Annotated in this window: 13 protein-coding genes; 6 read left to right on the forward strand and 7 right to left on the reverse strand. The window is 66.4% G+C overall.

Annotation, left to right across the window (positions count from 1 at the left end; translation table 11 throughout):
- The 5 genes from AC1DBQ_RS04530 to AC1DBQ_RS04550 all read right to left on the reverse strand — a co-directional run.
- A partial coding sequence (locus AC1DBQ_RS04530) for a hypothetical protein (protein ID WP_476927366.1) occupies positions 1-1,414 on the reverse strand: 1,414 nt, incomplete at its 3' end.
- A gap of 23 nt (positions 1,415-1,437) precedes the next feature.
- On the reverse strand, positions 1,438-3,531 hold the full coding sequence (locus AC1DBQ_RS04535) for a glycosyltransferase (RefSeq protein ID WP_476927367.1): 2,094 nt from the start codon (positions 3,529-3,531) through the stop codon (positions 1,438-1,440).
- 11 nt (positions 3,532-3,542) lie between these two features.
- Positions 3,543-4,643 (reverse strand): hypothetical protein, encoded by a 1,101-nt coding sequence (locus AC1DBQ_RS04540; protein ID WP_344365912.1) that lies wholly within the window; start codon positions 4,641-4,643, stop codon positions 3,543-3,545.
- A 99-nt stretch (positions 4,644-4,742) separates the two neighbouring features.
- A complete protein-coding gene (locus tag AC1DBQ_RS04545) occupies positions 4,743-5,741 on the reverse strand; it encodes a glycosyltransferase family 2 protein (RefSeq protein ID WP_476927368.1) in 999 nt (332 codons plus the stop codon).
- Between the two features lies 1 nt (position 5,742).
- Complete coding sequence (locus tag AC1DBQ_RS04550) at positions 5,743-6,603, reverse strand: glycosyltransferase family 2 protein (RefSeq protein WP_476927403.1); 861 nt, start codon at positions 6,601-6,603, stop codon at positions 5,743-5,745.
- A gap of 581 nt (positions 6,604-7,184) precedes the next feature.
- Between AC1DBQ_RS04550 and AC1DBQ_RS04555 the strand changes: the two genes are divergently transcribed.
- A complete protein-coding gene (locus AC1DBQ_RS04555) occupies positions 7,185-7,910 on the forward strand; it encodes a glycoside hydrolase family 16 protein (protein WP_476927369.1) in 726 nt (241 codons plus the stop codon).
- A gap of 73 nt (positions 7,911-7,983) precedes the next feature.
- Here the strand turns inward: AC1DBQ_RS04555 and AC1DBQ_RS04560 are convergent, their stop codons facing one another.
- Complete coding sequence (locus AC1DBQ_RS04560; RefSeq protein WP_476927370.1) at positions 7,984-9,090, reverse strand: metallophosphoesterase; 1,107 nt, start codon at positions 9,088-9,090, stop codon at positions 7,984-7,986.
- A gap of 336 nt (positions 9,091-9,426) precedes the next feature.
- Between AC1DBQ_RS04560 and AC1DBQ_RS04565 the strand changes: the two genes are divergently transcribed.
- The 3 genes from AC1DBQ_RS04565 (at position 9,427) to AC1DBQ_RS04575 (ending at position 11,046) form a co-directional block, all read left to right on the forward strand.
- The gene (locus AC1DBQ_RS04565; protein WP_476927371.1) at positions 9,427-9,981 is read left to right on the forward strand and encodes a YceI family protein; all 555 of its coding nucleotides are present in this window, start codon (positions 9,427-9,429) and stop codon (positions 9,979-9,981) included.
- A gap of 102 nt (positions 9,982-10,083) precedes the next feature.
- Positions 10,084-10,500, forward strand: coding sequence for a YccF domain-containing protein (locus tag AC1DBQ_RS04570; protein ID WP_091252775.1), 417 nt, complete (start codon positions 10,084-10,086; stop codon positions 10,498-10,500).
- Positions 10,501-10,572: 72 nt separating this feature from the next.
- Positions 10,573-11,046, forward strand: coding sequence for an SRPBCC family protein (locus tag AC1DBQ_RS04575; RefSeq protein ID WP_091252778.1), 474 nt, complete (start codon positions 10,573-10,575; stop codon positions 11,044-11,046).
- A gap of 68 nt (positions 11,047-11,114) precedes the next feature.
- On the opposite strand, the gene AC1DBQ_RS04580 is transcribed toward AC1DBQ_RS04575, so the two are convergent.
- Positions 11,115-11,984, reverse strand: a complete 870-nt coding sequence (locus AC1DBQ_RS04580) for a DUF4031 domain-containing protein (RefSeq protein ID WP_476927372.1) — start codon at positions 11,982-11,984, stop codon at positions 11,115-11,117.
- A gap of 182 nt (positions 11,985-12,166) precedes the next feature.
- Between AC1DBQ_RS04580 and AC1DBQ_RS04585 the strand changes: the two genes are divergently transcribed.
- Positions 12,167-12,577, forward strand: coding sequence for a TOBE domain-containing protein (locus AC1DBQ_RS04585; protein ID WP_476927373.1), 411 nt, complete (start codon positions 12,167-12,169; stop codon positions 12,575-12,577).
- The gene (gene modA, locus AC1DBQ_RS04590) at positions 12,574-13,356 is read left to right on the forward strand and encodes a molybdate ABC transporter substrate-binding protein (protein WP_476927374.1); all 783 of its coding nucleotides are present in this window, start codon (positions 12,574-12,576) and stop codon (positions 13,354-13,356) included. Before AC1DBQ_RS04585 ends, modA begins: the two co-directional genes overlap by 4 nt.
- Positions 13,357-13,363: the final 7 nt, after the last annotated feature.

Consider the following 13,363-nt stretch of genomic DNA (forward strand, 5'->3'; position numbering starts at 1 on the left):
GTCCGATGGCTCGCCGCAGGCCGAGCCCGGCGGACTTGTCCGACATCAGCGGCAGCACCACCAGGCACACAGCAAACGGCAGGCTGAACAGATACAGGCGCAGGAGCAATTCGCCGCCATACGGCTGKAGTGGAATCAACACCAGCGGCGCAAGGGCCCCGGCCGCTGCCGTCAGCCACGGCGCCTTCCGCCGGTAGCCCACAAAGGCGCCGACAGCGGCGAGAATCCAGACCAGAGCAACCTCGGCCATGCGCGTGTACACGACGAACACGTGGGCATCACTGCCTGAGACTCTGGTACTCAGCGCACCGAAGCTGTTCGCGCCGATGTCACCGAGCGAGCCGAACAGTTGGCCGAAGTGCCCCTGCAGGAAGGCTGACGCCGCAAAGAGCAGCCAGCCGACCGGCAGTACCACGGCAAGAACCGGCAGGAAGCGCAACCGGAGACGGCCGGTCAGGAGCATTGCGGCCAGAATGGGGATCACGGCAAAGGGGGTGAGCTGATGTGAAGCCGTCATGGCGAGCAGGATCAGCCCGCAGACCACAACGAGCACTGCCGCGTCCGTCCGGGGCGGTTCAATGACGCCCTGCCGGGGGACCGCGCCGTCCAGCTTGCTGACATTCCGGGAAAGCCATCGCGAGAACCGGGTGCGTTCCGTGGGCCACGCCCACCCGCCAAAGACGCTCAGCAGGCAGGCAATCAGGGTGAGCAGGAGGAAGAACGAATAGGCCTGCGGCGACAGATAGTCTTGTCCAATCCAGCTGGCCAGGTAGAAGATCCAGACGGCCGCCCAGGCCTGGCGCGGATTTGCCGTCAACCGCCGGGCCAGGGCCAGCAACGGTGCCAGCATGAGGATGTTGATCCCCACCGGCGCCCACGTTGCGATACCCATGAGATCCTTCGCTCCCGACGCTCCGGAGAGCATTCCCAGAAGGTTGAAGAATCCGGGCCAGTTGAAGTACGCGTCCAGGCTGGGATCCAGCTGACCCGTTTGGGCGATGTTGTCGGCAATGCCCAAATGGCGGAAGCTCGCCTCAAGCCGGGGCAAGCCGTGGATGACGGGATCGGCGCCATTCAGGACAACCGCCGTGACCAGAAGTTGCCAGGTCAAGAGCGCCGGAACGAGCCGGCGGAGGCTCAGCGAGGCGACGAATCCGACCAGGCTGAGTGCGAGTGCGACAAAATAGGCTGGGGGGAGGACGTCGATGAGTCCGGCCCCGCCGATCCTCAGAGGGTCGACCTGCGTCATGCTCCAGACACCGAGGACGAGGGCGGMCGCGGCCACTGCAGCCAGGGCGCCGACATGCCACGTAGGAGTCAGGCCGAGGTTGCGGTGGGTGGGCGGTTTGGCACCGCCGTCCCGAAGCCGCGCATCATGCCGGTGGGGGGTGCGCACAGGGGGGCTTGCTGCCATTTCGTGTGTCATGATTTCTCGATTCAGGTCGGCTGGTGGCGCGCCGCTGAAGGAATCTCGCCTGCGGTGGCGGCGGGCTTCACTCGGGTCAGGGTGACCAGACGCCGAGCAGCGATCACTGACGCTGTCGCCTGGGCGACGGCCCAGAGCACGGAGACGCCGGTGAGGCCGTAGTTGACGGCCACGGCCGCGGCGGGAGCCACGACCAGGACGGCGGCCAGAGTGGCGACCACTGTGGCTTCGAAGAGTCGCCCTTGGGCCCGGCACAGCCCGTAGTAGACCTGCGTAACGCAGCTCAGGAGAAGTGCCGGAACGAGTACGGGAAGAAGGACCCACGCGGACGCATACTGCGGCCCGAGGAAGCTCAGGAGCAGGGGCCCGGCAATCACCAGGATCAGGCCGGCCACGAGAGTCAGGACCAGGCTGGCCCGGAGCGCTGAGGCGACGAGGCCTGGCCGCGCCCGCGTTCCCGCGAGGGCCGTCTGCAGGGTGAAGCCGGCTGACTGCGGGACGAAGAACACCGCGGAGGCCATCATCCACACTATGTACCAGGCGGCAGTGGAGGAGGGGCCCAGGGTGGATGCAACGATGAGCGGAAGCACGTAGCCGGGCGCCCGGTCGGCGAGCATGAGGGCGTGGTTGGGAAGCCCCGGTTTCAGGAGTTTCAGGGCCGGGCCGGGCCGGAGACCATGCCTCCAGTCCGGGGATACCTTGGCCCGGGCAAGCTGGCGAAACCCCACGAGGACGCTGGCCAGCGCACCGGCCGCAACGGCGCCGACAACGACGGACAGGTCCCGGATCCCGACGGCGAACCCGGCGGCCAGGAAGGCAAGCTGCACGAGGCTCTGCACAAGGCTTCGGACCAGGGTGCGGTCGGCGCGTTGCTGGGCCACGCCCACATGATCCAGCTGATACGCGCTGGCGGCCAGAAGCGCCGTGGCCAGGAACAGGACCGTGACCACGGGATCGTTCCAGGCCTCGCCCACGCCCGTGCCGAGCCACCGCGTGATCACGACCAGCAGGCCCGCGCCAAACAGGGAAGACGTAGCAACGGTGAGCAGGCTTGTGGCGACGAGGCGCCGCCCGCCGTCAGTTTCCGTCGGAAGCAGTGTCAGCGTGGCGGGGCCGACGCCCAGCATCCCCAGCTGCACGGTCAGGAGGGCGGCAGACACCACCGCGGATCCGAGGCCTATTTGCTCCGGGGKCAGGACGAGGGCCGCCAGCGCCCAAAACAAAAAACCCGTGACCATCGGCGCGATCCGCGCGGCGGCAAGCCAGGCCGCGTTCCCTCCAACCGAGATGGGCTTATGCGCCGGGCGCAGGATCTCACCGAACATGGCGCGGTAGTTGTAGAGGAAAAACCCCATCCAGTACGGCAGGAAGCGGGGAGCCTTGAAGAGGGACAGGCCCACGCCCCGCACTGTGGCCAGCAGGGGCAGCATCGCCATCCAGCCGGCGCGGCCCGGATGCTTTCGGACGGTTCGGGCCATCCCGGCCCCGTCCTGGAGCCACTGGTCGCGGGCGTAGTCAAACGTGTCGTCGAACCGGTGCCTGACCACGACGGATTCGGAAACGCCAAGCCGGTACCCTGCCTGCTCCAGGCGGATCCTGAGCTCCACATCCTCCCCGGAGCGGAATTCGTCGTCGAACCMGACCGAAAGMAGCACGTCGCGGCGCATCAGTGTGGCGCTCACGCCGAACCAGCTGCGCACCCGGCTGTGGTTGTGGTGCCAGGCCAGCGCCGCCCCCCAATACCCAGGGCCGTCGGCTTCGCTGGCCAGACCGAACTGCAGGCCGTCGTAGCCGCCGGACTCGAATTCGTCCAGCAGTCGGCGCAGGCTGTCCGGCGGAAGGACGACGTCGGCGTCGATCAGGGCGACGACCTCACCAGTGGAGGTTCGGGCTCCGAGCATGCGGGCGGCCGGCAGGCCGTGGCCTTCGTCGGAGATGACGGTTGCCCCGCACTCGCGGGCGATTGTAGCGGTGTCATCCGTCGAACAGCCGTCGACGACGATCATCTCGTGCGGATGTTGGCTGCGGATTGACTCGAGGCATTCGCGCAGCCAGGCTGCTGCATTGCGCGCCGGAACCACGACCGACACCTTCAGATCGCTCACGTGGGCTCGCCTCACTCATCCAGTTTTGAGCGGACCAGGTTCGCGATGTAGTCAGAGGCCTGGTCCGCGGACCAGGCGGCGGGCAGCCGGAGCAGCCAGCAGGGAACGTCCTCCAGGGCCCGTCGCACCACGGCCGCTTTTTGGCCGAAATGATCCTCCAGCGGGACGAGGCTGGTGGCACCGAGGGCCTCGACGAGCCGCCGCGACACCATGGGCAGTTCCGAATGGAAGTTGCCGACGATCCGGGACGTCATCCACTCGGCGCTTCGTGCTTCCAGCCGTGCGTCCGCGCCGTCAAAGCGTTCAAGGAAGATGGCCAGCTGGGTCGGCGCCGCGGAGGAGATCCGCTGCGCCCCGAAGACGTGCTCCGGCTGCACCATGCGGTGTTCGGGGGACCACCGCCGCGTGAAGGCGGCCGTTTTTGGATAGCGGACAATGACCGGGTGGACTGCCGTGGCCAGGTGGGCCACGGGTTTTGTCATCCATCCGGGGGCCAGGGGCTTGCGGGTCCCCCGGAACATGTCCGGGTAGATCGCACGGTGGTGGGGTTTGATGAACATMGGTTTGGCGTAGCCCATGAGCATTCCGCCGGCGCCCATGAAGGCCCAGTCGTCAGCCATGAACCGCACATCGGGCATGGCGACCAGCTTCGCCACCGTGCTGGTCTTTCCGACCCCGCCCCAGGCCGGCAGGAGAACCCCGGAACCGCGGAAGTCCACCACCGCGGCATGGATCATCGCCGTCTCCTCCTGAACGCACAGACGGTCCAGCAGCGGGATAACAGAGGTCAGGAGTTCACCGGCGCCTTCGACCCGGTAACCGTCTTTCGTCTCGATGATCTGGACGTGGTCTGCCGGGATGTAGAGGGAGTCTCCGGTGAAACGGTAGGCATCCTCCGCGTGCGACTGGCTGGAAATCGGCGATATCTGTCCGCCGACGGTTATCCGCCGTGGCGCACTGGAGTCCCCCAGGAACGGGGCGAACATATCCCGCAGTTGCGGTTCACCCGGCGTCCCGGCCTCCACATCTATGCCTACGATCCCGTGGACGTCGAAGGAGGCTCCTGCAGACGCACTAATCGGCTGTTTCACGTCGCGTTCAGACTGGCTCATGATCCAAGCTTTCTGGGGTCGGGGTCCTGCGGTCAGGTGGTTCAGGGTGCAGATGATGCACCGGGCGGTGTACGGGGACGGATGCGTCATCTGCTCGTGTCACTGGACTTCCCTCCAGGCATCTTCCGCCGACACCGGGGCCGGTTTCAGCGGGACGGGCGCGGCAGGCAAGCGGCGGCCGCGTACATAGCCGGTAGCGGTGGCCGCGAGGACGGCGATGATGACGGCCGCCCTGCCCAGTCCCGCGGGGTCTTCGCCGCGCAGCCAGCCGCGGATTCCGGCAAACACCGCCCGGGGCAGGACCTGCCGCACGTAGCGCCGTTCGGGGCCTAGTGCCCGCTTGTGGCCGACCACCCTGCTGACCTGCGCTTTGGAGATCCCTTCGGACCAGGAGCGTGCCAGCATGTAGCGCAGGGTGCMGCGCGTGGCAGGGACATGGTGGTGCACCAGGGCCGCGGGTTCATAGACCACCCGGGAGCCGGGGGCGCCGATTACGGCGCGGATGCATAGCTCGGTCTCTTCGCAGCCCAGCGGGGTGGCGTCCTGGCGTCCCAAGGCTGTGTTGAATCCTCCGACGCGGCCCAGGACATCGGCCCGGAAGGACATGTTCGCGCCAATGACGTTGCGGACCTCGGCGGCGACTTTAGGCATTCCCCGGTACGTGCACCCGACAATCCAGTCGAGCTCGTTGGCGAAGTGGCCCGGCCGCCCTGCTTCCCAGAGCGGTTCCACCCGGCCGCCCACGGCCAGGACGTCGGGGTCGTCGTAGAGGGCGACGAGCCGCTCGATCCAATCCGGCGCTGCCTCGGCGTCGTCGTCGAGGAAAGCCACGATCTCTGCCTTGGCAACGGAGGTTCCGGTGTTTCGGGCGCCGGAGAGGCCCTTGGGGCCGCTATTTTCGACAATTACCGCGTCCGGGACGGTGAAGATCAGTCGCTTGTACAGGTCCACGTTGTAATCGACGACGACGATCGTCTGCTTGGGCGGTACGGTCTGGGTGCGCACCGAGTCCAGGGCGCCCATCAGCATGTCCCACCGGTCCTCCGAATAGGAGCAAATCACCACAGATACTGCCGGCAAGGCTGAATGCTCGGACATCTTATTMACCTGTCCTTATGCCCAGAACGCTGCTGGGATCGGTGGGGACGTGTGGGAACACCACGCTGGGGTACTTGTACTTGACTCTTCGCAGGGCCTCGGGGCGGGCTCCGGCGGTTGGAGCCTCCCAGCTCACGCGCTCGCGGGCAAGGGTGCGCAGAACCCGCCAGCCGTCCCGGAAGGTGTGCAGGTTCGACTGTCCCGAGATGCGCGACAACTCGTGGCTGGGGACCTCGGCAATGCGCAGACCGGCCCGTGACGCCCGCACAATCAGTTCCGTCTCGATCTCGAAGCCGTCCGACTCCAGCTCCAGAATGTCAACGCATTCGCGGYGGAGGGCGATGTAACCGTAGCAAAGGTCCGAGTAGTCGCTGTGGAGAACKGCATTGGCGAGCCCGGTGAGCATCTTGTTTCCCCCGCTGCGCAGCCACGTGAGATCGTCCGAGCCGCCGCCCGTCACATAGCGTGAGCCTTTCACGAAGTCGTATTCGTGCTGGAGCGGAGTCACCAGCCAGCCGATCTCCTGGGGGTCCATGCTGCCGTCGCCGTCAAGCATGACGATAATGTCGCCGGAAGCCGCGGCAAAGCCGGCCCGCACCGCGTTGCCTTTGCCCGGGCGGGGTTCGGCCACCACCACGACGTCCAGGCGCAAGGCCCGCGCGACGTCGACTGTGGCGTCCAGGGAACGGCCGTCAACGATTACCACCTCATCCACGTAGGAGGGCATTCGCCGGAGCACCCACGGCAGGTTCATTGCCTCATTCAGAGTGGGAATGACCACACTGACGGAGGGATTTGCCGGAGGGGGCGTCGTTTGGGGGCGCGCGTTCGGCTTGAGATTCGGAATGGACACTGGCCTCACCACTCAATGACGTGTTTCTGCTCGCCTCAACTGCAGCGCTTCCCGGCTGCTCTCACCGAAAATTAGACCCAACGCTTACGCTTTACAGTTGCCGACAACTTAGTGAATTACCCCAGGGTTAAAGTCTGGTCACGGCACCTTGCATTAACCTTGGATTAACTTGATGATTCAACTAAAATGGTCGGGAAACGGTTGATGGACCGATGCCTCCATGCGACACTGGCCGGATGCGGACATACGTGCGTAGGGGGCGCGTGCCGATGAATCGCCGTCACCCCCTCACTTCCCGGGTCGTGCTGTTTCCTGCCATGGTTCTTGTCTCCGCCCTGGCGCTGGCCGGGTGCGGCTCCGATGCCGCTMCCCGCGGTGAGCGGCCGCTGTTCACGTCTGTTTCGCCGTCGCCCGCTCCGTCAGCCGCCCAACCCACCGGGTCACCGTCCACCGGCTCCCCGCCAGGGGTCCCGACCGGGTCTGCCGAAGGCGGCGCCGCGACTGAGCCGGCTCCGGCGGCGGCCAGCCAGCCCGCTCCCCGGTCGGGAGCCAGCCAGGCACCGCTCCCGGCCCGGACCACGGATGTGTCCATGACGGCCAACCTGCCAGGCTGGAAGCAAGTGTTTGTCGAGGACTTCTCCGCTGGCGACGTCCCGCTGGGCGGCTTCCCCGGCCCCCTCTACAGCGCACGATGGAGCGCCGGCTACAAAGACGGGACCCCGGACACTGCCGGGCAGAAGAATCCTGGAAAAACCGGCTACTACCCGTCGAAAGTCCTCAGCGTCCGCAACGGCTCGCTGGACTGGTACCTGCACACAGAAAACGGGATCACGATGGGGKCGGCGCCGATGCCCAAGATCCCAAACGCCAGCTCCAATCCGCCGCGCGCCAACAGCCTCCTCTACGRCCGGTATTCGGTCCGCTACCGGGCTGACGCGCTGCCGGGCTTCAAGACCGCCTGGCTTCTGTGGCCGGACAGTGGCGTCTGGCCTCGGGACGGCGAGGTCGACTTCCCGGAAGGGGACCTCGCCAAAATCATTTACKGCGCTGTACATTACGACCGCAACGGCGCGGACGCCTTCGAGAAGCTGGACTCGGACCAATCCGTCACATCCTGGCATGTGGCGACCATGGAGTGGAGCCCCGGGCGGGTCGAGTTCTTCCTGGACGGACGGTCCCTGGGCGTCAGCACCAAAGCGCCGACGACACCCATGCACCTGATCCTGCAGACCGAGTCCTGTCTGACCGGCTGCCCTGCCCCGGAGGCCCAGGGCCACGTGTCCCTCGACTGGATCAGCGTCTGGGTGCCGGCCTGATTCTCACGGCTCTACCGGATCGTGCAGGGGACGTGCAGCGTCCGTAACCCGAAGCGCGCCCGGCGCCGGGCCTTCACCTGCGGCGGAGCGTGAAGGAATCAGTGAAGGTGTATCCCTCTGCCGGAACGAACCGGGCCGCCAGTTGGTCCGCCGTCGCCGTGACATCGAGCGTCCCGAAGGCCGGCTCMCGGTTCTTTCCGGACGTGCTGGCGAAATAGCCCATTTCCGGGTCATCCGATTTCACGTTGTAAAGTCCGACACCGCMGACTCCGATCGTAGCGAACACGGTCCCAGAGCCCTGGTTCATGGAGTTGCCGGTATCGGCCAGGCAACCGGAGGTGAAGGTGGCGGGAACGAGTTCCGCGCAGTCCCCGCCGCTGGCCAGCTGATGGGTCCGCTGATAGATGTGGTCGTGACCGGACAGGACGAGGTCCACCTTCTTATCGATCAGCATGTTCGTGAAGTCCTTCCCTGCCTGGCAGTCATAGTTGCCGACGCTCAGGCAGGGGGTGTGYATTCCCACCACCGTCCACGGGATGTTATGCGATTTGGCCCCGTCGATCGCGTCGGCGGTCCAGCGCCAGCGTTCGCTGTCCCTCGAATAGTCCAGCGGCTCCCCGCCCCGGAAATCGATGCCGGGGGAGACCATAATGAAGCGGACCACGGGATTCTGCTCGGGAACATCGACGCGCCATTGCGTGCCGTATTCGCCCTGGAGACCGGGCAGCCTGTTGGGCAGGCACTGGACAAATTTCTCGATGTCGCCCTCGTGGCCGTCGCTCTCGTGGTTCCCGGTCACCAGTTGATAGGGAAAATCCCCGCCGAGACGTGCGGTGACCATGTCGCAGAACTGCTGTTCGATCCCGGCTTTGTACGTGAAGTCGCCGAGGGCGAGATTCAACTGGGGGCGGAGKCCGGCAACGACGTCGAGCACTTTCTTGGCGCCTGAACTGACGCCGATATCGCCTTGGGCGGTGAAGTGCACGGCTTCGCCGGACGACGGCGCGGGACCCGACGTCGGCGTGCCCGGCGCCGGTGCCGAACCCGACGACGGCGTGCCGGTGCTTGGGCGCGGTGCGGGTTCMGGCGGCCCGGGCTGGCAGGCGGAAAGCAGCAGGCTCAGGATCAGCAGGCAAGCGCCCAGACCGGCCTTGCCACGTTTCCCCAGGGACCTGGCCACGATTCCTCACATCACTCGGTTAATCAGGACTGTGTTGGTMAGCGCTGTGCGAATAGTTCTGCGACATAGGGTGATTGCCCGGCGTTTATAGGCCAGAGTAACCCGGCCGTGGAGTGAAGGCCAGAGAACGCGTCGGCCCCAGGCCGGGGAATCAGGTGCCGGCCCGGTCGTCCGATCAGGCGCCGTCACAGGCGCCGGGAGTCCGGAATCCGCACGCCCGGCGTCAAGTGCCTGCGGGACCCTAGCCCGGGATGGGGTTCCTCGTTAGCATGCAGGGTGGGGGAATACCCCGATCGCTCTGGCGGGACAGCCCGCCCCCGCTCGAAGGAGACCATTGTGACGCTGCCCGAAGGTTTGACCCCCGGAGTGTGGACACTGGACATGTCCCACAGCGAAGTCGGTTTCAGTGTCCGCCACGCGGGCATCAGCAAGGTCCGCGGCCGCTTCAATGAGGCCTCCGCGGAGGCCCGGGTGCGCGATTCCCTGGCCGACGCGAGCCTGCACGCCACGGTCAAGACGGCGAGCTTCGATTCGGGGGACGCCAACCGCGACAACCACGTCCGCGGCGCCGACTTCTTCGACGTGGAGAAGTACCCCGAAATGACCTTCCGGGCCACCGGGATCCGGGGTGACGGGGAGGACTATGTGCTGACCGGAGACCTCACGATCCGCGATGTCACCAAGCCCGTCGAGCTCGAAGTTGAATTCACCGGGGTCGCCGTGGACCCGTTCGGCGCCACCCGGGCCGGCTTCAGCGCAGAGGCGGATATCAGCCGCAAGGAATTTGGCCTGACCTGGAACRCCGCCCTGGAGGCCGGTGGACTGCTGGTCAGCGACAAGGTCAAGATCAGTGTTGAAGCCGCCATGGTCAAGCAGGCCGACGCCTCATAACCGGTCGGCCGGAAGCGGTACCCGGGGTCGGCTCCGAAAGCCAGGGATTATTCCGGGCCACCCCTCAGGCCGAATGTCACTCCCACGGGCGAGAATGGATCCATGAAGACACTTCTGAACATCATCTGGCTGCTCTTTGGCGGCCTGTGGCTGGCCCTCGGATACTTCTTTGCCGGAATCGTTTGCTGTCTGCTGGTCGTCACCATTCCGTGGGGCATCGCCTCGTTCCGCATCGCGTCCTATGCGTTGTGGCCGTTCGGCCGAATGGTGGTGGACAAGCCCGGCGGACACGGCGCGTTTGCCCTGCTGGGCAATGTCATCTGGCTGCTGGTGGCGGGCATCTGGATCGCGATCGGGCACGTTGTCACGGCCTTCGCCATGGCCATCACGATTATTGGCATTCCGCTGGCGATCGCCAACCTCAAGCTCATCCCGGTCTCGCTGATGCCCCTGGGCAAGCAGATCGTCCCGAGCAACACGCCCTATGTGACGGCTTACAGCCACGACCGCCGCTACTAGGGCGGCGGCGCAGCCGGCGGAACCCGGGGGACACTTCCGCCACCGGATCCACGGAAATCGAGGGAGAGGATCATGAGCGAACTGGCGTCCGGGGACACAGACCTCATGCTGGTGATTGTCCGCGAGTTCAGAGCACCGATCCGGGTAGTCTGGTCCGCGCTGACGGACCCGGACCAGGCTCCKGAGTGGTGGGGCCCGCGGGGCTTCCACGTCCCGCGCGAGAGCATCGACGCGGACTTCGAAGTCGGGGGCCTCTACCGCGCCTGCATGATCCAGGACAGTACCGGGCAGGAATTCTGGTGGAGCGGGGTGCATACGGATATCGAGCCGCCGCAGCTATTTGTGTTCACCCATGCCTGGGACAAGCCGGACGGCACCCGAGGCTTCGAAACCGAGGTAACCATCCAGCTGGACGAGATCGACGGCGGAACCCAAATGACGTTCACCCAGGGCCCGTTCGACTCCGCGGCCAGCCGCGACCGCCACGGCGAAGGGTGGCGGGAGTCGTTCGACCGGCTGGCGAATCACCTCAGCGTGGCCGCCTAAGCCTCACCACTGAGTTCAGCCACGCGGCCCTAGGGGCGGCGGCTGCTGCCGCGCGGCGGGTACGCCGTTCACCCGAGTTCGCCCTGCAGGTTCCGGCGGGCAGCCTCCAGCCACAGCCCGCGCCCTCGGTCAGTGTGAAACAGCGGATCAAGCTGCAGCAGTTGGCGGACGACGGCGGCGCGGCCGGCCGCGAAGTCGGCGTCGCCGATGTGGGCGAAGTCTTCCCTGACGGCGGCCAGATAGCGGGCGTAGGCCTCCGGTTCCCCGCCGAGGACGGAGAGATCGGCGTCGCTAAGCAGCGCGCCGGCGTCGTCGCCCGGCTCCGGACGGTGGTCCGCCGTCAGCAGCACCAGACGCGCCACCTCATCCACTTCGGCGGCCGGGAGACCGGCGTGCCCGAGCCGGTCTTCGGCCAGCCGCGCCGATTCTTCCTCATCCTGGCCCGCGACGCCGCGGTACACGGCGTCGTGGAACCACGCGGCCAGCACCACGGCCCGTGGCGGACCGGCCGGGTCGCAGAGCAGGTCCAGGGCCTCCAGTACGGCCAGCAGGTGGGTGCGGCCGTGGTATTTCCGGTGCTCCTCGCCCCAGCGGTCCAACAGGTCCAGGAACAGGGCGTCGTGGCCCGGCAGTACCTCGTTCCAGCGGTTCAGGAGCGGGACCCGGAGGGACTTTCCGCGCCGGCGGGCAGGAATCCGCAACCCGCTGGCAATCAGCTTCCGGACCAGGACCCGGCCCTCGACGGGAACGGCGCCGGCCGCCACCAGGGCCTCGTACCGGRCTTCGGCGACGTCATAGTGGTCGCCGTCGAACGCCCGCCCGGGAATGCCGGCGGCCGCGGCGAAGGCGTGCAGCTCTTCAAGCGACGTGTCCGACACGAGGTGGGAAAAGCGGGTCCCGTGGGCGGGCCAAAGCGGCGGATCGACGTAGACGGCCATGGAGGCAGTCTAGCGCCGACCGACGACACCGGCCCGGGCGTCGGACGTGCTCCAGCCGGAACTGCGCCGGCCCAGCCCACGCCGGCCGGGACGGCTCCGCCGGCGCCACATCCGGCGCACGAAGTCTGCCTATGCGGATATTTCTCAGTGAATAAACCGCATATGAGGAATAGTATGGACTTATGCCCAAAATTCGCGTCTCCGAAGCAGCCCGCTTTCTCGGCGTTAGTGACGACACCGTCCGGCGCTGGATCGAACAAGGAAGCCTGACCCCGCTCAAGGATGATTCCGGCCGGCTGGCCGTGGACGGCCTCGAGCTCGCGCAGCTCGCCCGGGAACAGGCCCAGCTTCCGGAGGACCCTGCCCGGGTGGGCAGCTCCGCCCGCAACCGTTTCKTGGGACTCGTGACCGCCATTACGGCCKATACCGTGATGGCGCAAGTGGAGCTGCAGTGCGGGCCTTTCCGCGTCGTGTCACTGATGAGCAGCGAAGCCGTGCGAGACCTCGGGCTGGAACTCGGCTCCGTMGCCACCGCCGTCGTTAAGGCCACCACAGTGATCATTGAAACGCCCAAGGGAAAGAGCCTCGCATGAGTCTCCGCACGAAGATCGCCGCCGTCGCCATGACTGCAGCCATGGCCGCTGCCGCCGCCGGTTGCGCCGCTACCACCGGCCAAAATTCCGCKGCCAGTGACTCCGGGAAGACTCTCACCGTGTTCGCTGCAGCATCGCTGAAGGCCCCCTTCACCAAACTCGCCACCACCTTCGAGGAAAGTCACCCGGGCACCAAAGTGGCGTTGAGTTTCGCCGGGTCATCCGATCTCGTCACCCAGATCAGCCAAGGAGCCCCCGCGGACGTTTTTGCCTCGGCGGACACCAAGAACATGGCCAAGCTCGCTGATGCCGGACTGTTGGACGGTGCGGCCGCGAATTTCGCCACCAACGTCCTGGCGATCGCCGTCCCGCCGGGCAACCCGGCCTCGATCGCGTCCTTCGCCGACCTTGCCCGTCCCGGGGTTCGGGTGGTGGTGTGCGCCGGCCAGGTCCCCTGCGGTACCGCCACCGCCGCCGTCGAGAAAGCCACCGGCGTGACGCTGAAACCGGTCAGCGAGGAATCCTCCGTCACCGACGTCCTGGGCAAAGTCACTTCGGGCKAGGCMGACGCGGGCATCGTCTACGTCACGGACGTCAAGGCTGCCGGTGACAAGGTCAAGGGGATTCCCTTCGCCGAAGCGGACAAGGTCATCAACACCTACCCCATCGCCACAGTCGGTTCCAGCAGGAATAAGGAACTGGCCGCGGCCTTCAATGCACTAGTCACCGGTGCCGAAGGTAAAAAGGTCCTGAGCGATGCCGGGTTCGGCACACCGTGAGACGCGC

The organism is Arthrobacter sp. 10T413_2 (assembly GCF_056394205.1).

Excerpts from the sequence above, each read along its gene's own strand:
- AC1DBQ_RS04570 (WP_091252775.1), top strand. The coding sequence starts at position 10,084 with ATGAAGACACTTCTGAACATCATCTGGCTGCTCTTTGGCGGCCTGTGG.